Genomic DNA, 24243 nt, shown 5'->3' on the forward strand with positions numbered 1-24243 from the left:
TATGACGCCCTCGAAATAGAGGGCGTCATTTTTGGTGATTATTTACCGTTCGGTTTTAAGGTTTCCCCTTTCTTCAGAGCAAACAGCTCATCATCACGGGTGGATACGCGGGCGCTGCCGTCCGGCATACGATAAGCCCCTTCGGTAAAGCCGGAACCGTTCAGGAACGGGGCAACGGCCTGTGGTTTGTTCTTCAGTGTAGCTTCCAGTGTCAGCAGCGCGTAGGGGTCGATGCTATCTATCGACGCATATTGATACTTGGCAGAGTTCATAAAGAAGCCGTTGTGCAGATTATTGCTGACAATGTTGTCAGCCACTTTTTCGGCTACCGTCAGGTAGATTTTATCCTGCGTTGCCTGCCACAGATCGATCAGCGCAAAAATAGCATACGGGTCGCTGTTCTTGGTGCTGACATTGACGCTGACGCCTTTACCCGGTGCTGAGCCGATATCTCCCAGATCCAACTCCTTGGCGATGCCGCGTGCCACTTTCCACAGATCGGCATCCTTCTCGAGCGTGTAGGCGCGGGCGTAGGACAATAGGAAATCACTGCTGGCCGGGTAAGCTTTCAGTACCGTTCCTTTCTTACCGTAGTAACCATCGCGTGGCAGCGTGTAGTTGGAAAGATAGGTACCGTTGGCCAGCATAGGACGGAAGGTATTGTTGCTTTCGTCATAGGCGTATTTGGCAAACGCTTTCAGGCTATCCAGCGTCCATTTCTTGATATCGTCGCCATCTTTACCGAGATCTTTCGCCAGTTGTAGCTGCATTAGCGCATTTTCGGAATAGAGCGTGCTGGTGCGCCCCTTCAACATCATGTTGCCCTCCAACGCAGCAGGTCCAAACTCTGGTCCGAACTGACGTTGAGCACGGTCACCGTATTTGGAGTTGGTATCGCTGTCATCGCTGGTTTCAGCGCGTTTTAATGCCTGGGTGAACTGGTAAACGCCCAGGCCAGTTTTTTTATCGCGCGGCAACACATACTGCTCCGCCAGCCGTTTTGCCCATACCAGCGCGCCGGCTTCATAGTTATTTTTATAGAGCAGGGATGCGGAATAGATCGGGTCATTACCGGCGTTAAGAAAACTCAGCCCTTTGGTAGCGAAGAAAGGCGGTTGTTGGGTAAAGTTGTTGTCCCACAGTTTACCGATCTCCTTACCGTACTGACTGTGGCGGCTGGTTTCCAGGATTTGCCAGTCATAAACATGGGCATTCCAGAAAGCGCGAATGAAGCGAACCGTCGCCGGTTTATCCACGGCAAACATCAATTCGTAGTAGGGATAGGCATTTTTCAGCTCATGAACCAACTCTTTTTCACTGGGGCCTTCGGGCTGTAGCGTTTTCAAATCGACAAAACGGTGCCCCCCCCCCCCCCCCCCCAAATCAGCAGGCCGCTTTTATCCTGATAGCGATCGAAATAGTAACGCACGCTGGTTTTGGCGCGCTGTTGATAACGCTCATCACCCGTCAGGTTAGAGAGGCCAACCAGTACGCGCATAAAGTTTTGCTGAGCGGAAAAATTGGAGAGTACCGCTGTGCGCCCATCGGGGAAAACCCACTCAAGCTGTTTACCAGTGCGCGGATCGACACCGCTCGCCAATAACGGTGAAGGCTGCGTGCTGTGATAATGGTCGCCAGCTTTATCCAAGACGGTATTGGCATACTGTTTTACGATCGTCAAACGATCGGCGCTGTGCGCCTGAGTGGTGAATGCAGCCATACAGCATAGGGCTGCCAAAGAGAGGGATATGTTTTTCATCGTTAGAGTCCTTGTGAACAAACCAGAGTTTTTTCGGCAGGCGTCAGAGTGCCGTTATTGTTTAAATTGTGAGTATGGTGATGTGAGTTTTAGGAAGTGAGGTAAACCATACGAAAAAAAGAAATGATGTTTTAATAAATGCATTATCCGGTTTCATTGTTTGTTTTTCATTTGTGATAGCGATCAATCTTCCGACACCGGTGGCCAACGGCTATTTTCTAACCTAATGTTTTTCTTATATCTCTTTTTTTGATAGCGAAACGTTTCGCTTTCGTTATCAAAACGAGTGACATAATGAAAAAAGGCGTATTACTCAATTCCGAAGTCTTGAGTGTGATTGCCCGCCTTGGGCACACTGACCAAGTGGTGGTGTGTGATGCAGGGTTACATTCCTGCCACTACCGCCCGTGTTGATCTGGCGTTAACACACAATGTGCCTACTTTTATACAGGTGCTGAGCGTGATTACGCAGGAGATGCAGGTAGAAGCGGCGATTGTTGCGCAAGAGATTATCGAGAAGAACCCAGAGCTCCATGAAGTTATTCGTGAGCATTTGCAACAGCTTGAACAACACCAGGGAAATACCATTGCGTTGCACTATGTCAGTCATGAGGCATTCAAGATGCAAAGCGGGCAGAACAGTGCTGTTTTTCGCAGCGGTGAATGCTCGCCCTATGCCAATATTATTTTATGTGCTGGCGTAACCTTCTGAGGCTGAGATGGAACCTTTATTACAGTTGCAGGGAATAGTAAAAACTTTTCCCGGTGTAAAAGCGCTGTCCGGTGCTGCCCTGAATGTCTATCCCGGCAAGGTGATGGTGCTGGTGGGGGGAAAACGGCGCCGGGAAATCTACCCTGATGAAGGTGCTCACCGGTATTTACCGCAAAGATGCCGGTCATGTTCGCTTTCTCGGGCAGGAAGTTGCCTTTAACGGGCCAAAATCATCACAGCATGCGGGTATCGGTATTATTCACCAGGAACTTAACCTGATTCCCCAACCGACGATTGCTGAAAATATTTTCCTTGGCCGCGAGTTTACCGGAGCCTTGGGGCGCATTGATTGGCAAAAGATGTACGCCGAAGCCGATAAACTGCTGAAAAAGCTAAATCTGCGCTACAACAGCCGCCGACTGGTCGGCGAGTTGTCCATTGGTGATCAGCAAATGGTCGAGATTGCCAAGGTGCTGAGCTTTGAATCCAAAGTGATCATCATGGATGAACCCACGGATGCACTGACGGATACCGAAACCGCGTCCTTATTTACTGTGATTAAAGAGCTGACCGCACAGGGTTGCGGTATCGTCTATATCTCCCACCACCTGAAAGAAATTTTCGAGATTTGCGATGACGTGACTGTGCTGCGCGACGGTCAGTTTATCGGTGAGCGACCGGTCAACCAACTGCATGAAGAGCAACTCATTGAAATGATGGTGGGGCGCAAGCTGGAAGAGCAGTACCCTCGGTTGAATACCGTGCCGGGCGATATTCGCTTGAGTGTTAAAGACCTGACGGGGCCGGGTGTTGGCGGTGTCAGTTTTACGCTGCAGCAGGGGGAAATTCTCGGTGTTTATGGCCTGACGGGCGCATGGCGTACAGAACTGATGGAGATCCTGTATGGCGCACTTCCTCGTACGCGCGGTGACGTGGCGCTGGATGGCCGTGAGGTGGTGACGCGCAGTCCGCAGGATGGGCTGGCAAACGGCATCGTTTATATATCTGAAGATCGCAAACGTGATGGCCTGGTGTTGGGGATGTCCGTCAAAGAGAACATGTCGCTGACGGCATTGCGTTATTTCAGCCGTGGCTTTGGTGCACTCAAACATGAAGACGAACGCACCGCGGTTAGTGATTTTATCCGTTTATTCAATATTAAAACTCCCTCAATGGCACAGCCAATTGGCCTGTTGTCCGGCGGAAATCAACAGAAGGTCGCGATTGCTCGCGGGCTGATGACGCGGCCGAAAGTGCTGATCCTCGATGAACCTACGCGCGGCGTCGATGTGGGAGCAAAGAAAGAGATCTATCAGTTAATCAATCAGTTCAAGGAAGAAGGCCTCAGCATCATTTTGGTTTCATCGGAAATGCCGGAAGTACTCGGTATGAGTGATCGCATTTTGGTGATGCATGAAGGTCGCTTGAGCGGTGAATTCTCTATTGGGCAGACCACTCAGGAAGTGCTGATGGCGGCGGCGGTTGGCAAGCAATATATCGCAAAGCAGGAGTAAGTCAGACATGAGTTCCGAATCTATCACGGCAAAGTGCTGGTTCAGTAAAGAGTGGCTGTTGGAGCAAAAGTCGCTGATTGCCCTGCTGATCCTGATCGCAGTGGTCTCGTCCATGAGCCCTAACTTTTTCACGGTCAATAACCTGTTCAATATCCTGCAACAGACATCGGTGAACGCCATCATGGCGGTAGGGATGACACTGGTTATTCTGACCTCGGGTATCGATTTGTCAGTCGGATCATTGCTGGCGCTGACCGGCGCGGTGGCGGCATCGATTGTTGGTCTGGAAGTGAATGCGCTGTTGGCGGTGTTTGGTGCATTAGCGCTCGGTGCGGCAATCGGGGCGGGCACTGGCGTGATTGTGGCGAAAGGAAAGGTGCAGGCTTTTATCGCCACGCTGGTGATGATGTTACTGCTGCGCGGCGTCACCATGGTGTACACCAACGGCAGCCCAATAAACACCGGTTTTTCTGACGTTGCGGATACCTTCGGCTGGTTTGGCATTGGTCGCCCTCTGGGGATTCCTACACCGATCTGGTTGATGGTTATCGTTATCGCTGCCTGGTACATGCTGCACCACACGCGGCTCGGACGCTATATCTATGCGCTGGGCGGCAATGAAGCGGCCCCGCTTGTCGGGCATCAGCGTCGATAAAGTCAAGATTATCGTCTACGCCTTATGTGGGCTGTTATCCGCATTGGCTGGGATTATCGAAGTCGCGCGCTTGTCATCGGCACAACCGACGGCGGGCACGGGGTATGAACTGGATGCGATTGCGGCAGTGGTGCTGGGCGGAACCAGTTTGGCGGGTGGTAAAGGGCGCATTGTCGGCACGCTCATCGGCGCACTGATTCTTGGGTTCCTCAACAATGGACTGAACCTGTTAGGTGTTTCTTCTTACTACCAAATGATCGTTAAGGCAGCCGTTATTTTGCTGGCGGTTTTGGTAGATAACAAAAGCAGTAAATAACCTTCATTCTCACGCATAGGAATTGGATTATGAATATGAAAAAACTGGCTACGCTGGTTTCTGCTGTTGCATTAAGTGCCACGGTTAGCGCCAATGCGCTGGCGAAAGAGTCGATAGCATTGGTGGTTTCTACCCTGAATAACCCGTTCTTCGTGTCATTGAAAGACGGCGCGCAAAAAGAAGCTGATAAATTGGGCTACAACCTGGTGGTGTTGGATTCGCAAAACAACCCGGCAAAAGAGCTCTCCAATGTTCAGGATCTGACCGTGCACGGTACCAAACTGCTGCTCATCAACCCGACAGACTCTGATGCCGTGGGTAATGCGGTGAAACTGGCGAATCAAGCCAATATTCCGGTGATTACCCTGGATCGCGTAGCGGGCAGCGGCACGGTCGTGAGCCATGTGGCGTCTGATAACGCCTTCGGCGGTAAAGTCGCCGGTGATTTCATCGCGAAAAAATTGGGTGAAGGTGCCAAGGTGATTCAGTTGGAAGGTATCGCCGGAACCTCTGCTGCCCGTGAACGCGGAGCCGGTTTTATGAAATCCGCTGAGAAAAACAAATTTGTCATGCTGGCCAGCCAGCCCGCTGATTTCGATCGTACCAAAGAGCTGAACGTGATGCAGAACCTGCTCACCGCACACCCTGATGTAAAAGCAGTGTTCGCATAAAACGATGAAATGGCACTGGGTGCGCTGCGTGCCCTGCAAACTGCGGGTAAAACAGACGTCATTGTGGTCGGTTTTGATGGCACGCAGGATGGCGTAAAAGCCGTAGAGGGCGGGAAACTGGCTGCCACTGTTGCAAACGTCCTGAAAAAATAGGTGAAATTGGCGTGCAAACCGCTGACAAGGTCATCAAAGGTGAAAAGGTACAGACGATTATCCCGGTTGATCTAAAACTGGTTGCTAAAGAATAACGCATAACAACGACAAGCAGCGCCGCCGGAACAAGGCGGCGCTTTTAATCACTTTTGAGGCGATTTTATGAAAACGGGCAAACTCGTGGTGTTGGGCAGTATTAATGCCGACCATATCCTCAATCTGGCACACTTCCCTCAACCGGGCGAAACGGTGATCGGTAAGCAATATCAGGTCGCTTTTGGTGGTAAAGGTGCCAATCAGGCGGCCGCTGCCGGGCGCAGTGGTGCCGATATCGCATTTATCGCTGGCGTGGGTGAGGATGATATTGGTGCCCGTATTCGCGAGCAGTTGTCTCGTGATCAGATAAACGTTTCTGCTGTTGAAACCGTTGCCAATGAAACCACGGGCGTTGCGCTGATTTTTGTGAATGGCGACGCTGAGAATATGATTGGCATTAACGCGGGTGCCAATGCGGCTATCACTCCCGATGTTCTGACGCGTCACCGTCAAAAAATCATTGATGCTTCTGCTTTATTAATACAGCTCGAGTCTCCGTTGGAGACCGTTATTGCCACTGCTCAGTTGGCGCATCAGCACCAAACGCGTGTAATTTTAAACCCGGCTCCCGCCTGTGACTTGCCGGATGAGTTGCTGGCGCTGGTGGATATGATTACGCCGAATGGAACGGAAGCGCAGCGTCTGACCGGTGTCACCGTGCAGAACGAGCAAGATGCCGCACAGGCTGCACAACTGTTGCATAATAAAGGCATTACTACCGTGCTTATTACATTGGGTAGTCGCGGCGTATGTCTGAGTGAAAACGGGGAAGGTCAGCGTATTCCCGGTTTCCAGGTTCAGGCCGTAGATACGATTGCGGCGGGCGATACCTTTAATGGTGCGCTGGTCACTGCACTTTTGGAAAATCAACCTATGCAAACCGCCGTGAAATTTGCTCATGCTGCCGCTGCCATTGCGGTAACTCGTGCTGGTGCTCAGTCCTCTGTGTCGTGGCGCAATGAGATCGACGCATTTTTACACTCTCAGGGGTAATATGTGGCCACAATGAAGGATGTTGCTCGCCTGGCGGGCGTGTCGACGTCAACCGTTTCACATGTAATCAATAATAATCGCTTTGTTAGTGACACGGTGCGCTAGCGGGTATTGGCGGCAGTTGATTCTCTCAGCTACGCACCGTCTGCGCTGGCGCGCAGTTTGAAGATCAATCAGACGCAAACTATCGGTATGTTGCTAACGGCCAGTAGTAACCCATTTTATGCTGAAGTGGTGCGTGGGAGCGCAGTTGCTATGAGCGCGGGTATAGCCTGATCCTGTGTAATACAGAAGGCGACCACAACCGCCTGGACCGTAGCCTGGAAACCTTGATGCGAAAGCGGGTTGATGGCTTGTTACTGATGTGTACCGAGAACCACCGCCCTTCATCGGAGACCATTAGCCGTTACCCGTCAATTCCACTGGTGATGATGGACTGGTCGCCGTTTGAAGGCGTGAATGATGTTATCAAGGACAATTCTCTGCTTGGCGGAGATATTGCAACCCACCATCTGATCGACAGAGGTTACCGCAATATCGCCTGTATCGCTGGCCTACAAGATAAAACAACTGCCTATAACCGACTGTTAGGCTATCGGCAGGCGATGCAGCGTGCAGGTTTGCCCGTTCCTGATGACTACGTGGTGTTAGGGGATTTCGAGTTTGAAACCGGATACCAAGCGATGCGTAAAATGCTGTCGCTGGCGCAAAGGCCGGATGCTGTGTTCTGTAGTAACGATGCGATGGCGGTTGGGGTTTATCACGCGCTCTATCAGGCGGGATTGTCTATTCCAAGGGATATGGCCGTGGTGGGTTATGACGATATCGAACTGGCGCGTTATATGTCTCCACCGTTAACGACGATTCATCAACCTAAAGATGAATTGGGGGAACTGGCGGTGGATACGTTGTTATACCGTTTGGTACATCCTGAAACCGAGCCAACGGTACTGGTATTAACGCCAGAGTTGGTGATGCGCGAGTCGGTGGCTCATCGGTAAATGGGATTTACGACGCAGTAAAATGGGGTGATTGGGATGAAATAGCGTCATCTATGCTGGTTTGCTATGCGATTCGCCGAAAAATACGCACTCGAAAATAAAATTGAAATTAGCCCTTGTCAGGGTGCGAGAAGTGTCTACACTGCGCCTCCACTGACACGGCAACAGCGACACGCAGTTGCGGTAACAGTCGGAAAGTTAAACGCGAAATTGAAAAATTAACGTTGACTTTTCAGCGGTGCAGCGTAATATACGCCTCCCGCGCCACGGTAGATGTGGCAACGCTCTTTAACAATTAATCAGACAATCTGTGTGGGCACTCACAGGACTTTATCGTAAAGCCTTAGGGCTTAAAAAATAAAAGTCTTGAAGAGTGAACAACAGTTAATTCATTACGAACTAACAGTAATAATTCTTTGAGCATCGCTTCTCGAGCAGAAGCAAATCAAACTTTAAATTGAAGAGTTTGATCATGGCTCAGATTGAACGCTGGCGGCAGGCCTAACACATGCAAGTCGAGCGGTAGCACAGGAGAGCTTGCTCTCCGGGTGACGAGCGGCGGACGGGTGAGTAATGTCTGGGAAACTGCCTGATGGAGGGGGATAACTACTGGAAACGGTAGCTAATACCGCATAACGTCGCAAGACCAAAGTGGGGGACCTTCGGGCCTCACGTCATCAGATGTGCCCAGATGGGATTAGCTAGTAGGTGGGGTAACGGCTCACCTAGGCGACGATCCCTAGCTGGTCTGAGAGGATGACCAGCCACACTGGAACTGAGACACGGTCCAGACTCCTACGGGAGGCAGCAGTGGGGAATATTGCACAATGGGCGCAAGCCTGATGCAGCCATGCCGCGTGTGTGAAGAAGGCCTTCGGGTTGTAAAGCACTTTCAGCGAGGAGGAAGGCAGTAAGGTTAATAACCTTGCTGATTGACGTTACTCGCAGAAGAAGCACCGGCTAACTCCGTGCCAGCAGCCGCGGTAATACGGAGGGTGCAAGCGTTAATCGGAATGACTGGGCGTAAAGCGCACGCAGGCGGTTTGTTAAGTTGGATGTGAAATCCCCGGGCTTAACCTGGGAACTGCATTCAAAACTGGCAAGCTAGAGTCTCGTAGAGGGGGGTAGAATTCCAGGTGTAGCGGTGAAATGCGTAGAGATCTGGAGGAATACCGGTGGCGAAGGCGGCCCCCTGGACGAAGACTGACGCTCAGGTGCGAAAGCGTGGGGAGCAAACAGGATTAGATACCCTGGTAGTCCACGCTGTAAACGATGTCGATTTGGAGGTTGTGCCCTTGAGGCGTGGCTTCCGGAGCTAACGCGTTAAATCGACCGCCTGGGGAGTACGGCCGCAAGGTTAAAACTCAAATGAATTGACGGGGGCCCGCACAAGCGGTGGAGCATGTGGTTTAATTCGATGCAACGCGAAGAACCTTACCTACTCTTGACATCCAGAGAACTTGGTAGAGATGCCTTGGTGCCTTCGGGAACTCTGAGACAGGTGCTGCATGGCTGTCGTCAGCTCGTGTTGTGAAATGTTGGGTTAAGTCCCGCAACGAGCGCAACCCTTATCCTTTGTTGCCAGCGATTCGGTCGGGAACTCAAAGGAGACTGCCAGTGATAAACTGGAGGAAGGTGGGGATGACGTCAAGTCATCATGGCCCTTACGAGTAGGGCTACACACGTGCTACAATGGCGTATACAAAGAGAAGCGACCTCGCGAGAGCAAGCGGACCTCATAAAGTACGTCGTAGTCCGGATTGGAGTCTGCAACTCGACTCCATGAAGTCGGAATCGCTAGTAATCGTAGATCAGAATGCTACGGTGAATACGTTCCCGGGCCTTGTACACACCGCCCGTCACACCATGGGAGTGGGTTGCAAAAGAAGTAGGTAGCTTAACCTTCGGGAGGGCGCTTACCACTTTGTGATTCATGACTGGGGTGAAGTCGTAACAAGGTAACCGTAGGGGAACCTGCGGTTGGATCACCTCCTTACCTAATGATACTGATTCTGTGAAGTGTTCACACAGATTGTCTGATGAAAGAAATCGAGCGGTTAGAAGACCTTATAGGCTTGTAGCTCAGGTGGTTAGAGCGCACCCCTGATAAGGGTGAGGTCGGTGGTTCAAGTCCACTCAGGCCTACCAAAATCGTTCTCAATGCTGCATTGCTCGCCCACTCGCATACTGATGTATGCTTCGCGAACTCGCGCCTTGCCTGAGAGCGATTTGGCAAAGGTTTACTATTCGATGGGGCTATAGCTCAGCTGGGAGAGCGCCTGCTTTGCACGCAGGAGGTCTGCGGTTCGATCCCGCATAGCTCCACCATTTACCGTCTTGATACCCAATACTTCAGAGTGTACTGTTTGACAGTATGCTGCGAAGTATTTTGCTCTTTAACAAGCTGAAAATTGAAACGAGCAATAGTGGCTCACTACCAATATTGTGATTCTCTCAAGCTTTCACACCCGAGACATTTTCGGGTTGTGAGGTTAAGTGAATAAGCGTACACGGTGGATGCCTAGGCAGTCAGAGGCGATGAAGGGCGTGCTAATCTGCGAAAAGCGTCGGTAAGCTGATATGAAGCGTTACAACCGACGATACCCGAATGGGGAAACCCAGTGCAATTCGTTGCACTATCATGTCATGAATACATAGTGGCATGAGGCGAACCGGGGGAACTGAAACATCTCAGTACCCCGAGGAAAAGAAATCAACCGAGATTCCCCCAGTAGCGGCGAGCGAACGGGGAAGAGCCCAGAGTCTGAATCAGCTTGTGTGTCAGTGGAAGCGTCTGAAAAGTCGCACAGTAAAGGGTGATAGTCCCGTACACGAAGATGCACAGGTTGTGAGTTCGATGAGTAGGGCGGGACACGTGTTATCCTGTCTGAATATGGGGGGACCATCCTCCAAGGCTAAATACTCCTGACTGACCGATAGTGAACCAGTACCGTGAGGGAAAGGCGAAAAGAACCCCGGCGAGGGGAGTGAAATAGAACCTGAAACCGTGTACGTACAAGCAGTGGGAGCATCCTTAGGGGTGTGACTGCGTACCTTTTGTATAATGGGTCAGCGACTTATATTCTGTAGCAAGGTTAACCGCATAGGGGAGCCGTAGGGAAACCGAGTCTTAACTGGGCGTTAAGTTGCAGGGTATAGACCCGAAACCCGGTGATCTAGCCATGGGCAGGTTGAAGGTTGGGTAACACTAACTGGAGGACCGAACCGACTAATGTTGAAAAATTAGCGGATGACTTGTGGCTGGGGGTGAAAGGCCAATCAAACCGGGAGATAGCTGGTTCTCCCCGAAAGCTATTTAGGTAGCGCCTCGTGAATTCATCTTCGGGGGTAGAGCACTGTTTCGGCTAGGGGGTCATCCCGACTTACCAACCCGATGCAAACTACGAATACCGAAGAATGTTATCACGGGAGACACACGGCGGGTGCTAACGTTCGTCGTGAAGAGGGAAACAACCCAGACCGCCAGCTAAGGTCCCAAAGTCACGGTTAAGTGGGAAACGATGTGGGAAGGCATAGACAGTCAGGATGTTGGCTTAGAAGCAGCCATCATTTAAAGAAAGCGTAATAGCTCACTGGTCGAGTCGGCCTGCGCGGAAGATGTAACAGGGCTAAACCATGCACCGAAGCTGCGGCAGCGACACTTAGGTGTTGTTGGGTAGGGGAGCGTTCTGTAAGCCGTTGAAGGTGAACTGTGAGGTTTGCTGGAGGTATCAGAAGTGCGAATGCTGACATAAGTAACGATAAAGCGGGTGAAAAGCCCGCTCGCCGGAAGACCAAGGGTTCCTGTCCAACGTTAATCGGGGCAGGGTGAGTCGACCCCTAAGGCGAGGCCGAAAGGCGTAGTCGATGGGAAACAGGTTAATATTCCTGTACTTGGTGTTACTGCGAAGGGGGGACGGAGAAGGCTATGTCATCCGGGCGACGGTTGTCCCGGTTTAAGCGTGTAGGTGTGACTTTGGTAAATCCGGGTCACTGTTAACACTGAGGCGTGATGACGAGGTACTACGATACTGAAGTGACAGATGCCAAGCTTCCAGGAAAAGCCTCTAAGCATCAGGTAACATTGAATCGTACCCCAAACCGACACAGGTGGTCAGGTAGAGAATACCAAGGCGCTTGAGAGAACTCGGGTGAAGGAACTAGGCAAAATGGTGCCGTAACTTCGGGAGAAGGCACGCTGTGCGAGGTGTAGGGATTTACTCCTGAAGCTTTGCGCAGTCGCAGATACCAGCTGGCTGCAACTGTTTAATAAAAACACAGTACTGTGCAAACACGAAAGTGGACGTATACGGTGTGACGCCTGCCCGGTGCTGGAAGGTTAATTGATGGGGTTATCCGTAAGGAGAAGCTCTTGATCGAAGCCCCAGTAAACGGCGGCCGTAACTATAACGGTCCTAAGGTAGCGAAATTCCTTGTCGGGTAAGTTCCGACCTGCACGAATGGCGTAATGATGGCCAGGCTGTCTCCACCCGAGACTCAGTGAAATTGAACTCGCTGTGAAGATGCAGTGTACCCGCGGCAAGACGGAAAGACCCCGTGAACCTTTACTATAGCTTGACACTGAACCTTGAGCCTTGATGTGTAGGATAGGTGGGAGGCTTTGAAGCGTGGACGCCAGTCTGCATGGAGCCAACCTTGAAATACCACCCTTTAATGTTTGATGTTCTAACCTGGGTCCGTAATCCGGACTGGGGACAGTGTCTGGTGGGTAGTTTGACTGGGGCGGTCTCCTCCCAAAGAGTAACGGAGGAGCACGAAGGTTAGCTAATCCTGGTCGGACATCAGGAGGTTAGTGCAAAGGCATAAGCTAGCTTGACTGCGAGAGTGACGGCTCGAGCAGGTACGAAAGTAGGTCTTAGTGATCCGGTGGTTCTGAATGGAAGGGCCATCGCTCAACGGATAAAAGGTACTCCGGGGATAACAGGCTGATACCGCCCAAGAGTTCATATCGACGGCGGTGTTTGGCACCTCGATGTCGGCTCATCACATCCTGGGGCTGAAGTAGGTCCCAAGGGTATGGCTGTTCGCCATTTAAAGTGGTACGCGAGCTGGGTTTAGAACGTCGTGAGACAGTTCGGTCCCTATCTGCCGTGGGCGTTGGAGAATTGAGGGGGGTTACTCCTAGTACGAGAGGACCGGAGTGAACGCACCACTGGTGTTCGGGTTGTCATGCCAATGGCATTGCCCGGTAGCTACGTGCGGAAGAGATAAGTGCTGAAAGCATCTAAGCACGAAACTTGCCCCGAGATGAGTTCTCCCTTGTCCCTAGAGGACGCTGAAAGGCCGTTAAAGACGACGACGTAAATAGGCTGGGTGTGTAAGTGCAGCGATGCATTGAGCTAACCAGTACTAATGACCTGTGAGGCTTAACCTTACAACGCCGAAGATGTTTTGGTGTTGATTGAGAGACAAAATCGTCTGGAACGATTTTGAACAGCGCGGAGCGCTGGCCCCGAAGGGGTGAGTATCAGGATGATACGAATAATCACGTGCTCGAGAAGTTCAGCTTGTTGACAGATTGGCATTCATGGCTGAGAAGCGGTGGATGTAAAACAGAATATGCCTGGCGGCGATAGCGCGGTGGTCCCACCTGACCCCATGCCGAACTCAGAAGTGAAACGCCGTAGCGCCGATGGTAGTGTGGGGCTTCCCCATGTGAGAGTAGGGAACTGCCAGGCTTTTAATATAGCGAAGGGGCTGTCCGAAAGGACAGCCCCTTCGCTATGCGTGATATTCACTTTCCTCGTTATTTTGCGGAAAAAAAGAGCATCCAGACACGCTTTATATCCCGTTTTATTAATGTAATAACCTTTCTCTTACCCTCTGTTTGTGACAACATCGAGAATAACTCGTTTCCACCACACGTTTTTGCACGTTGTTTTCACTACGTTTTACCAAATTATAACAATTTACTTGTGCCGTATGCATGCGCATACCTTCGCACGCTTTTATGACTCTATATAGGTATTTTTACTATGGCAGATGTAACACCACCGCTTGCACAGCAGCACCTGGACCCCCATGATACACGCAAGCGTATTTTCGCCATTGTGGGAGCCTCATCCGGTAACCTGGTGGAGTGTTCGATTTTTACGTCTATTCGTTCTGCGCACTCTATTTTGCTTCTGCGTTTTTCCCCAGCGGTGATACCACGACGCAACTCCTGCAAACCGCTGGCGTATTTGCCGTCGGGTTTCTGATGCGTCCGATCGGTGGCTGGCTATTTGGCTATATTGCCGATAAGCACGGGCGCCGCACCTCAATGCTTATTTCCGTTTGTATGATGTGCTGCGGCTCATTCGTTATCGCCTGTTTACCCACCTATAGTGTCATTGGCCATTGGGCACCTGCTTTGTTGTTGCTTGCCCGTTTGTTTCAGGGACTTTCTGTAGGCGGAGAGTATGGCACCAGCGCAACCTACATGAGTGAAGTCGCCGTTGAAGGCAAGCGTGGTTTTTATGCCTCCTTTCAATATGTCACGTTGATCGGTGGACAGTTATTGGCGCTGTTGGTGTTGGTTATCCTGCAACAGTGGCTTAGCGCTGAAGAGCTGAAAACCTGGGGATGGCGTATTCCCTTTGCATTGGGTGGTCTGCTGGCGATTGTGGCGTTATACCTGCGGCGTTCACTGCATTAAACGTCGAGCACCACCAAGCGCCTGCGTAAAGATGCGGGAACGCTTTCTGGTTTGTGGCGTAATCGGCGTGCTTTTATGATTGTGCTGGGTTTTACCGCCGCAGGTTCATTGAGCTTTTATACCTACACCACCTACATGCAGAAGTATCTGGTGAACACAGCGGGTATGGATGCAAAAACCGCAAGCGGTGTGATGACGGGTGCTCTGGTGATATTCATGCTGCTGCAACCATTGTTTGGTGCATTATCGGATAAAATAGGGCGACGTACCATGATGATCATTTTTGGCTCGATGGCAGCGTTATTTACCGTTCCAATCCTCAGCACCTTGCAGAATGTGACAAGCCCATACGCAGCCTTTGCCATTATCGTGATGGCGTTAATGATCATCAGCTTTTACACCTCGATCAGCGGAGTGCTGAAAGCCGAGATGTTTCCTCCTGAGGTACGTGCGCTGGGTGTAGGGCTTTCCTATGCGATAGGCAACGCGCTGTTTGGCGGTTCGGCTGAGTATGTCGCACTGTCGTTAAAATCAGCGGGGATTGAAACGACGTTCTTCTGGTATGTCTCTGCTATGTGTCTGATGGCGATGTTTGTTTCTCTGCTGCTGCACCGAAAAGGGAAAGAAGTACAGATGTAAACGGCGCTACACAGTGCGCAGGATGAAGATTATTCAACTTCGGCCTGTGCGCTGTACAAGTAGGGGAAAACTGGTTATCTTCATGCATCTGGATGTCTAAACGTATAAACGGTTGCAGTGAGGTGTAGTGCCATGCCAATTCGGATTCCTGATGAGTTACCCGCAGTAAGTTTTTTGCGCAATGAGAATGTGTTTGTGATGACCACTTCTCGTGCCAGTACTCAGGAAATTCGTCCGTTGAAGGTGTTGGTATTGAACCTCATGCCGAAGAAGATTGAGACAGAAAACCAGTTCCTGCGTTTGCTCTCCAACTCGCCGTTGCAGGTGGATATCCAACCGCTGCGTATTGATAGCCGTGAATCCAAGAATACCCCTACAGAACATCTCAATAACTTCTACTGTAACTTTGAGGATATTGAGAACGAGAACTTCGATGGTCTGATTGTCACCGGTGCGCCGCTGGGTCTGGTCGATTTCTGTGATGTGGTTTACTGGCCACAGATCGCAAAAGTGATCGATTGGGCAAAAGATCATGTCACGTCCACGCTGTTTGTTTGCTGGGCGGTGCAGGCTGGATTAAATCTGCTGTATGGCATCCCCAAGATGACCAGCAGCAAGAAGCTTTCTGGCGTATATACGCATCACACGGTGCAGCAGCATGCACTGCTTACCCGCGGTTTTGATGAAACCTTCCTGGCTCCCCATTCGCGCTACGCTGATTTCCCAACGGATATTATTCGTGAGTATGCCGATCTGGATATTTTGTTTGAGTCTGATGAAGCTGGCGCTTATCTGTTTGCCAGTAAAGACAAGCGTCAGGTGTTCGTCACCGGGCACCCTGAATATGATCTATACCCTTGCCAGTGAATTCTTTCGTGACCGCGATGCGGGCTTGAATCCGACCGTGCCGTTGAACTACTTCCCTAATGACAACCCAGAGAATGCGCCAAAAGCGAGCTGGCGCAGCCACGGGCATTTGTTGTTTGCTAACTGGCTTAACTACTGTGTCTATCAGATCACGCCGTTCGATCTGCGTCGTATGAACCAGACGCTGGACTAAAACCTCCCGCCGTTTTACTCAGGGTGCCGAATGGCACCCTTTTTTATGCCTGCTCACGTTAATTGAAAATAATTTCCCTGTTTTTTTAATTTATTTATTAATTTAAATCATAAAGATAAATTATTTATTTTATAAAAATGGAAATAGTTTTTTATTTTTAATGTAATTGGATTACGTTTAATTCTGTTGGTTGAAAATTTCGCCCCTTGATAACCCCTCTCTGTTAACAGGGAGTGTGGCACTGAGAAAAGGAACCCGAGAGATGACACAGCAGACAATAAGCCGAGAGTTGGTATTCAGTGAACGTTTTGGCATGGCAGAGCAAAGCATTCTGACAGAAGAGGCCACCGATTTTCTGGCAGAGTTGGTCAACCGCTTCTTGTTACCAAGAAATGGATTGTTGCTGGAAAGGCAACTACAGCAGCAGAGGATCGATGCAGGTGAATTGCCTGATTTTATTTCGGAAACGGCTTCCATTCGCAATGCTGACTGGACCATTCGTGGTATTCCTGCGGATTTACAGGATCGCCGCGCGGAGATCACCAGGCCTGTTGAACGGAAGATGATCATCAACGAGCTGAATGCTAACGTGAAAGCGTTTATGGCGGATTTTGAAGACTCGCTGTCTCCCTCATGGGAAAAGGTGATCGATGGCCAGCTCAATTTGCGCGATGCGGTGCGGGGCACCATCTCGTACGTCAATGATGAAGGGAAGATCTACCAGCTTAAACCGAATCCTGCCGTACTGATTTGTCGGGTGCGCGGTCTGCACCTGCCGGAAAAACATGTTACCTGGCAAGGAGAAGCCATTCCGGGCGGGTTGTTCGATTTCGCGCTCTACTTTTACCATAACTATCAAGCCTTGCTGGCAAAGGGCAGTGGTCCCTATTTTTATCTGCCAAAACTGCAATCCTGGCGTGAAGCGGCTTGGTGGAGCGAAGTGTTCAGCTATACCGAAGATCGCTTTAATGTGCCGCGCGGCACCATCAAGGCCACGGTACTGATTGAAACGTTGCCAGCGGTGTTCCAGATGGATGAGATTCTGCATGCGATGCGTGACCACATTGTCGGGCTGAATTGCGGCCGTTGGGATTACATCTTTAGCTATATCAAAACATTGAAAAATCACGCCGACCGCGTATTGCCCGATCGGCAATCCGTCACCATGGAGAAGCCGTTCCTCAATGCCTATTCACGTTTGCTCATCAAAACCTGTCACCGCCGCGGCGCTTTTGCGATTAGAGGGATGGCGGCGTTTATTCCCAGCAAAGAGCCGGCGCGTCATCAGTGGGTGTTGGAAAAAGTTCGTCAGGACAAGGCATTAGAAGCGAAAAATGGCCATGACGGCACCTGGATCGCTCACCCTGGTCTGGCGGATACCGTAATGGCGGTTTTTGATGATGCGTTGGGTGAACGCGTCAATCAGCTTGAGGTTAGCAGAGAGGGGGATGCGCCGATTGGCGCAGCAGAATTACTGGCACCTTGTCCCGGTGAGCGCACCGAAGCGGGGATGCGCGCCAATATTCGTGTTGCGGTGCAGTACATCGAAGCCTGGATCTCCGGAAATGGCTGCGTACCGATTTACGGGCTGATGGAAGATGCAGCGACGGCAGAGATTTCCAGTACATCCATTTGGCAGTGGATCCACCACGGCAAAACGCTGAGCGATGGGCAAGTGGTCACCAAAGCCCTGTTCCAACGTATGCTGACAGAAGAGATGCTGGTGATTCAGGAGGAATTAGGCGAGGCGCGTTTTAGCGGTGGACGCTTTGACGAAGCGGCGCGTCCGATGGATCAGATAACCACACAAGACAAATTGATCGATTTCTTGACGTTGCCAGGCTACACCCTGCTCGACTAACCGTGCTTGATAAATAGGACACCTCATAATGACAACCTCTCGTACTCAACAAATTGAACAACTGCAACAAGAATGGAAAAGCGAACGTTGGGCTGGTATTCAACGCCCCTACAGCGCGGAAGATGTGATCACACTGCGCGGTTCGTTGAATCCGGAATCGACGCTGGCCCAGCACGGTGCTGCCAAACTGTGGGCGCTGTTGCGCGGCAGCGCGCGTAAAGGCTATGTGAATTGTCTCGGCGCGCTGACCGGCGGGCAGGCGTTGCAGCAGGCGAAAGCGGGCATTGAAGCGATTTATCTTTCCGGCTGGCAGGTGGCGGCGGATGCGAATTTAGCGTCCAGCATGTATCCGGATCAGTCGCTCTATCCGGCGAACTCTGTGCCAGCGGTGGTGGCACGCATCAACAATACCTTCCGCCGGGCCGATCAGATTCAGTGGGCCAACTGTATTGAGCCCAATGACGATCGCCATGTGGATTATTTCCTACCGATCGTAGCGGATGCGGAAGCCGGTTTCGGCGGAGTGCTGAATGCCTTTGAGCTGATGAAATCGATGATTGAAGCTGGGGCGGCGGCGGTCCATTTTGAGGACCAACTGGCCTCAGTGAAGAAGTGCGGGCATATGGGCGGCAAAGTGCTGGTGCCGACGCAAGAGGCGATTCAGAAACTGGTGGCTGCTCGTCTCGCGGCGGACGTGATGGGCGTGCCGACGTTGCTGGTGGCACGCACGGATGCCGATGCCATTCATCGCCAATATCCCGGCAAGTTGCTGGCTTACAACTGTTCTCCCTCCTTCAACTGGAAGAAGAATCTGGATGATGCCACCATTGCGCGCTTTCAGGATGCGCTGTCGGAAATGGGCTACAAATACCAGTTTATTACGCTGGCTGGCATTCACAGCATGTGGTTCAACATGTTCGATCTGGCCCATGCGTATGCACAAGGCGAGGGGATGAAACACTACGTGGAAAAAGTGCAGCAGCCGGAATTTGCCGCTATCAACAAGGGTTACACCTTCTCCTCTCATCAGCAGGAGGTGGGCACTGGCTATTTCGATAAAGTGACCACCATCATTCAGGGGGGAGCTTCGTCAGTGACTGCACTGACGGGGTCGACGGAAGAGCAGCAATTCTGATCCTCATCGGCCAGTCAGCAGGCTGGCCGATGTTGCGGAGCACATCATGAGGCGTAATCTGGAGCAACTGGTGGCGCAGACCATTCTGCAAGGATTTGATGCGCAGTATGGCCGCTTTTTAGAGGTGACCGCAGGCGCGCAGCGGCGTTTCGAACAGGCTGACTGGCAGGCGGTGCAGCAGGCGATGAAGCAGCGTATCCACCTTTACGACCACCACGTTGGGTTGGTGGTAGAGCAGTTGCGCTGTATCACCGGGCCACGCTGTTACGGCGCGACGTTTCTCGCCAGTGTGAAAACCGTGTACACCACCTTGTTACCGGACTATCCCCGTTTCGAGATTGCTGAAAGTTTCTTTAATTCCGTCTACTGCCGATTGTTCAATCATCGTGAACTCACAACGGATAAACTGTTTGTGTTCAGTTCGCAACCTGAGCGAAGGATGGGCGAGATATCACGGCCGCTGTGCCGCGATATTGTTCTGCGTGAAGGCTGGCATGATACGCTGGACAAACTGCTGTCGGAATTGCCACTGCGCCTGCCGTGGGACGATTTGGCGTGGGACATTGGCAATATTGTCACCAGCCTGACGCAGACGTTTAGCGCACAGCAGTTAGCCGGGGCGCGCTTACAGGTGGCTAACGAGTTGTTTTACCGGAACAAGGCGGCGTGGCTGGTGGGCAAGCTGATATTGCCTGAGGAGACGCTGCCGTTTTTGCTGCCCCTTCACCAAACCGAACAAGGCGCGCTGTTTGTCGACACCTGCCTGATCAGTAAAGCGGAAGCCAGCATTGTGTTTGGTTTCGCGCGCTCCTACTTTATGGTGTATGCCTCGCAACCCGGGGCGTTGGTAGCCTGGTTACGAGATATCTTGCCGGGGAAAACCACGGCGGAGCTTTACTGCGCCATTGGCTGCCAAAAACACGGCAAAACCGAGTACTACCGCGAATACCTCAATCGTGTCGCCGCCTCTCACGAACAATTCATTATTGCCCCTGGTGTTAAGGGGATGGTGATGCTGGTCTTCACTCTCCCGTCCTTCGATCGGGTGTTTAAGGTGATCAAAGATCGCTTTGCACCGCAGAAAGAGGTTAGCGCCGCGCGGGTAAGGTTCTGCTATCAGTTGGTGAAAGAACACGACCGGGTGAGGCGTATGGCAGATACTCAGGAGTATGAAAACTTCGTGATTGATAAACGCCGGATCAGTGCGGAACTGCTGGAAGAGCTCTACCGCGAAGTGCCTGAAAAACTCGAGGATTTAGGCGATCAGCTACTGATCAACCATCTCTACATGGAACGCCGCATGACGCCGCTTAACCTGTATCTCGATAGCGCATCGGTGCAGCAGCAGCGTGATGTGATTGAGGAGTATGGTAATGCCATTAAACAGTTAGCGGCGGCCAATATTTTTCCTGGCGACATGCTGTTCAAAAATTTCGGCGTAACGCGCCACGGGCGGGTGGTGTTTTATGATTACGATGAGATTTGTTACATGACCGAGGTAAATTTCCGCGATATTCCCACACCGCGCTACCCGGAAGATGAACTGGCGAGCGAGCCCTGGTACAGCGTCGCACCTAACGATGTCTTTCCTGAGGAGTTTCGCTAATTCCTGTTTGCCGACAAGGCGCAGTTGGCGATGTTTGAGGAGATGCACAGCGAGCTGTTTTCCGCCGATTACTGGCGTCATTTGCAGGCGCGTATTCGCGACGGATATGTGGAGGATGTCTACGCTTACCGCAGGCGGCAACGCTTTTGCGTGCGCTACGGTAAGCGTCAACAGGCCAGCTGACGCCGGACGATGCTCTAGCTATAGCACTTAGCTATAAAAATAGCGCACCACGTGGAAGAACACCGGGGCGGCGAAGCACATCGAATCGATACGATCCATCATGCCGCCGTGACCTCCCAGCATGACGCCGAAATCTTTCACGCCGCGATCGCGTTTGATGGCCAACATGCATAAGCCGCCTGCAAAGCCCAACAGGGTGATCAACAGCGAGATAAAGAAGGCTGCAACCGGGCTAAAGGGCGTAACCCAGAACAGCGCGGCACCGATCAGGCTGGCGCTGAGAATGCCACCGACAAACCCTTCCACCGTTTTATTCGGGCTCAGCTTGGGCACGATGGCGCACTTGCCCCATAGCTTGCCGAACACGTACTGCAATACATCCGAAATCTGCACCACAATCATCATGAACAGTACCAGCTTGATGTTCTCACCTTCAAAACCGGGAATGGAGAGCATCAGAAGCGCTGGGGCATGACTGACGCAGTAGACGGCGATCATCAGGCTCCATTGGATCTTGGCACAGCGTTCGAGGAAGTGCGTGGTATCGCTCGCCAGTGCCACGCGGGCGGGAATAAACAGAAAGGCATACACCGGAATGAAAATGACAAACAGGTTGTACCATTCGATCCCTACCAGCAGATATTACAGCGGCAGAATGATAAAGAAGCACCAGAACAGCGCTTCATGATCGCCCCGACGCGTGGGTGTCAACGTCACGCATTCGCGCAGTGCGTAGAACGACATCAGCGCAAATAACACCACGGAGCCTATCGGGCCGATCAGCATAGCGATCACCGATATGGTACACATCACCCACCAGGCGAGGATTCTGGCGTTGGGGTTGGCAATCGTGTCGTTTTGCTTGCGGCGTGAAAGTATGAACCCTATCAGGCTGGCAACCATCAGCATAATAAACAAACCGCCTAACAGCAGTAGTAATTCATTGTTGACTTTACGCATGTGACAGCGCCTCCAGCGCCTGTTTCACCCGGTTCAGAAACTCGATTTTGGTTTCATCCTGCGCTGGGCCAGCAATGGCCTCGCCGAAGGTGGCGCTGCATATAATAGGAACGACCAGCCTTGAGCCTTTTGGCAGCACGCGATTCAGGTTTTCCAACCATACCGGCACCAGACGCGCATCGGGGTAACGTTGCAGCAGATGGAACAGCCCGCTTTTGAACTAGCCTAATTCATCCCCGCCACCGCGCGTGCCTTCGGGGAAAAATATCAATGACTCCTGCTTTTCCAGCACCGTTACCAGCGGGGCCAACAGATCTTCACTGGAGAAGGACGCCCCGGATTTCCGTTTGCGCTCAATCAGCACAGCACCGAAGATACGCGCAGAGAGATAGCGGCGCAGTGCAGATTTTTGCCAGTAATCGGCGGCGGCGACGGGGTGGACCAGATCGCGCATCGTGGCGGGTAGGCTGGCCCAGATCACCAAACCATCAAGATGGCTACTGTGATTCGCGTAATAAATGGTCGGCTATTCTGCCTGCGGGATGGCGCGCAGCGTGCCTTGATACCCGTCAGTAAGCGACATACGGTAACCAGCAGCGCACGCACCAGCGTTTTGTCGGGGCTGAATATCATGACGGTTCTCCAGATGACAGGTCGCGGATAATCTGGCGAGTACGATTGATGCAGGTAGCCCCCGCACCCACCAGTATCGCAGAAAGGATAAGGGTAAAAATAGATTCTCCCCACTGTGGCACCATAGCGGCCACCACGGCACCGACGGTGAGCAGCGCCATGCGGTGCTGTTTCGCCATGGGGCCACTGAAGCGCTGTGCCAATCCGCAGGTACCGCCCAGCAGACGAATATACGCGGTTGCCAGAGTCAGCAGTGCCGCCCCCCAACCCAGCAGTGGCGCGTAAGGGTGTTGCAGTATGCCGTAGCCTACGCCCAGCAGCAAGGTATCGGATACGCGGTCAGGCAACTCGTTATACACCGCCCCAGCCGTACTGCGCATTCCTCCCTCAACCGCGACCATGCCGTCAAGCAGGTTGCAGAGTAAACGGCCCTGAATACCGAGCGCGCCAGCGATCAATAGCCCCCCGTTGCAGGAGTACGCTGTCACAGCGCCACACGATGAGAAAGCAGAGCGCGCCAAGGGCGGCGAACAGAATACTGAAGAGTGAGATAGCATTGGGTGTATAACCTTTACGGCGTAAATAGCGTTCTGCGGCCGTTGCCCATCGTGTCTCGCGCGCCCGAATCGGACGGCGATCCTGGATGTCCTTTTCCATAACAGAGTGCTCGTGAAGTGAAGTCGAGAGCGCACATTATAGCCAAGTTTACAGAAATATTAACGCGTTCCACCATACGCCAGCGTTACCTCTTTGGCGGCGCTAATCACTAATGCCCCAAGTTCGGTCACGCGATCGTCCGTGATGCGGGATATCGGGCCGGAGATGGAGATGGCGGCAAACGGCTCACGATGCTCATCGAACAGGCAGGCAGCGATGCAGCGTAGCCCCAGCGCGTGTTCTTCATCGTCAAAGGAGTAGCCGCGTCGGCGGATTTGTGCCAAATCTTCTTTCAGGTGCACCGGTGAAACCAGTGTGGCATTGGTATAAGCATGTAACCCTTTCCGATGCAGCAGACTGCTCACCTGATCGTCGCTCAGGTTTGCCAGAAAAGCTTTCCCTGCGCCGGAAGCGTGCATTGGGAGCTTTCCACCAATCGGCGCAGACATACGCATCAGCGCAGTGCACTGTACCTGGTCGATAATAATCGCCTGATGATCGCTGTTGTCCAACACCGCCAGATTTACGGTTTCGCCCGACGCTTCCATCAGCTTGCGCAACATGGGATGCACCATGGCAAGTAGGTTGCGGCTTTGCAGAAAGCTGCTGCCGACGATAAAAGCATGGGAGCCGATGGTCCAGAACCCTAAATCACCCACCTGACGCACAAAGCCTTGCTGTTGCATGGTGGTCAATAAACGGTGGGTGGTGGAATTGGGCAGGCCCGCCTGCTGTGCCAGATCGGTAAGCGCCACGCTGCCATTGGCTTGGGCAATCAGTTCCAGCAGCGTTAACCCGCGCGTCAGCGACTGCACCTGGCCTGTCGCCTGTACGTTGGTGCTGACCGCCCCCCGTGGTTTTTTGCCGCGTTTGGCGGGGTCCGGTGGCGTCATATTTCGGCCCCTTTCTGTATGGTGGAATTAGTTTTCATTTTTTCCTCAAGGATTGCAACTATTCTTTACGTTTCAGGTAGGTTAGTAG

6 protein-coding genes, 2 tRNA genes, 3 rRNA genes and 11 pseudogenes are annotated in these 24243 nt (G+C 52.0%); 16 read left to right on the plus strand and 6 right to left on the minus strand.

All coding sequences use genetic code 11. The features are described 5' to 3' along the window. Positions 1-38: 38 nt before the first annotated feature. Positions 39-1759: pseudogene (locus JZM30_RS00430) on the minus strand (pectate lyase). Positions 1760-2053: 294 nt separating this feature from the next. On the opposite strand from JZM30_RS00430, the pseudogene rbsD reads away from it, so the two are divergent. From rbsD to aceK, 16 genes and pseudogenes are all read left to right on the plus strand, one after another. Next, positions 2054-2471 (plus strand): annotated as a pseudogene (gene rbsD / locus JZM30_RS00435) (D-ribose pyranase). A 7-nt stretch (positions 2472-2478) separates the two neighbouring features. Further along, positions 2479-3985: pseudogene (rbsA, locus tag JZM30_RS00440) on the plus strand (ribose ABC transporter ATP-binding protein RbsA). Between the two features lie 7 nt (positions 3986-3992). Then, a pseudogene (rbsC, locus tag JZM30_RS00445) lies at positions 3993-4956 on the plus strand (ribose ABC transporter permease). 29 nt (positions 4957-4985) lie between these two features. After that, positions 4986-5875: pseudogene (gene rbsB / locus JZM30_RS00450) on the plus strand (ribose ABC transporter substrate-binding protein RbsB). 67 nt (positions 5876-5942) lie between these two features. Then, positions 5943-6869, plus strand: coding sequence for a ribokinase (gene rbsK / locus JZM30_RS00455; protein WP_252317195.1), 927 nt, complete (start codon positions 5943-5945; stop codon positions 6867-6869). 3 nt (positions 6870-6872) lie between these two features. Next, positions 6873-7870: pseudogene (gene rbsR / locus JZM30_RS00460) on the plus strand (ribose operon transcriptional repressor RbsR). Positions 7871-8324: 454 nt separating this feature from the next. Continuing rightward, positions 8325-9866: ribosomal RNA gene (locus JZM30_RS00465) — 16S ribosomal RNA — on the plus strand. 75 nt (positions 9867-9941) lie between these two features. Continuing rightward, positions 9942-10018, plus strand: a tRNA-Ile gene (locus JZM30_RS00470). Between the two features lie 104 nt (positions 10019-10122). Further along, positions 10123-10198, plus strand: a tRNA-Ala gene (locus JZM30_RS00475). 162 nt (positions 10199-10360) lie between these two features. Continuing rightward, positions 10361-13265, plus strand: a 23S ribosomal RNA gene (locus JZM30_RS00480). Between the two features lie 188 nt (positions 13266-13453). Next, positions 13454-13569: ribosomal RNA gene (gene rrf / locus JZM30_RS00485) — 5S ribosomal RNA — on the plus strand. Together the 16S, 23S and 5S rRNA genes with 2 tRNA genes alongside form the textbook arrangement of a ribosomal RNA operon. A gap of 297 nt (positions 13570-13866) precedes the next feature. Then, a pseudogene (locus tag JZM30_RS00490) lies at positions 13867-15167 on the plus strand (MFS family transporter). A gap of 132 nt (positions 15168-15299) precedes the next feature. Continuing rightward, positions 15300-16227: pseudogene (metA, locus tag JZM30_RS00495) on the plus strand (homoserine O-succinyltransferase MetA). 262 nt (positions 16228-16489) lie between these two features. Further along, positions 16490-18088 carry a malate synthase A gene (gene aceB / locus JZM30_RS00500; RefSeq protein WP_252317196.1) on the plus strand — a complete coding sequence of 533 codons (1599 nt, stop codon included), beginning with the start codon at positions 16490-16492 and terminating at the stop codon, positions 18086-18088. 28 nt (positions 18089-18116) lie between these two features. Then, positions 18117-19223: an isocitrate lyase gene (gene aceA, locus JZM30_RS00505; protein WP_252317197.1), complete on the plus strand. Its 1107-nt coding sequence runs from the start codon at positions 18117-18119 to the stop codon at positions 19221-19223. A 46-nt stretch (positions 19224-19269) separates the two neighbouring features. Next, positions 19270-21012 (plus strand): annotated as a pseudogene (gene aceK / locus JZM30_RS00510) (bifunctional isocitrate dehydrogenase kinase/phosphatase). Positions 21013-21039: 27 nt separating this feature from the next. Here aceK and JZM30_RS00515 read toward each other — a convergent pair. The 5 genes and pseudogenes from JZM30_RS00515 to iclR all read right to left on the minus strand — a co-directional run bounded on the left by JZM30_RS00515 (position 21040) and on the right by iclR (position 24155). Continuing rightward, positions 21040-21972, minus strand: a pseudogene (locus JZM30_RS00515) (phosphatidate cytidylyltransferase). Beyond that, a pseudogene (locus JZM30_RS24510) lies at positions 21965-22605 on the minus strand (lysophospholipid acyltransferase family protein). The pseudogenes JZM30_RS00515 and JZM30_RS24510 overlap by 8 nt, the downstream one beginning before the upstream one ends. After that, positions 22602-23063, minus strand: coding sequence for a CDP-alcohol phosphatidyltransferase family protein (locus JZM30_RS00530; RefSeq protein WP_252317200.1), 462 nt, complete (start codon positions 23061-23063; stop codon positions 22602-22604). Before JZM30_RS00530 ends, JZM30_RS24510 begins: the two are co-directional and overlap by 4 nt. After that, complete coding sequence (locus JZM30_RS00535; protein ID WP_252317201.1) at positions 23011-23262, minus strand: hypothetical protein; 252 nt, start codon at positions 23260-23262, stop codon at positions 23011-23013. Before JZM30_RS00535 ends, JZM30_RS00530 begins: the two co-directional genes overlap by 53 nt. A 59-nt stretch (positions 23263-23321) precedes the next feature. Next, positions 23322-24155 carry a glyoxylate bypass operon transcriptional repressor IclR gene (gene iclR, locus JZM30_RS00540; RefSeq protein ID WP_252317202.1) on the minus strand — a complete coding sequence of 278 codons (834 nt, stop codon included), beginning with the start codon at positions 24153-24155 and terminating at the stop codon, positions 23322-23324. Between the last annotated feature and the right edge of the window lie 88 nt (positions 24156-24243).

It is taken from the genome of Candidatus Symbiopectobacterium endolongispinus, from assembly GCF_018777385.1.
In the GTDB taxonomy this organism is placed as follows: domain Bacteria; phylum Pseudomonadota; class Gammaproteobacteria; order Enterobacterales; family Enterobacteriaceae; genus Symbiopectobacterium; species Symbiopectobacterium endolongispinus.

What these genes read in the sequence shown, in the direction of transcription:
- rbsK (WP_252317195.1), top strand. Translation starts at nt 5,943, where the DNA reads ATGAAAACGGGCAAACTCGTGGTGTTGGGCAGTATTAATGCCGACCAT.
- aceB (WP_252317196.1), top strand. Translation starts at nt 16,490, where the DNA reads ATGACACAGCAGACAATAAGCCGAGAGTTGGTATTCAGTGAACGTTTT.
- aceA (WP_252317197.1), top strand. Translation starts at nt 18,117, where the DNA reads ATGACAACCTCTCGTACTCAACAAATTGAACAACTGCAACAAGAATGG.
- JZM30_RS00535 (WP_252317201.1), bottom strand. Translation starts at nt 23,262, where the DNA reads ATGGAAAAGGACATCCAGGATCGCCGTCCGATTCGGGCGCGCGAGACA.
- iclR (WP_252317202.1), bottom strand. Translation starts at nt 24,155, where the DNA reads ATGACGCCACCGGACCCCGCCAAACGCGGCAAAAAACCACGGGGGGCG.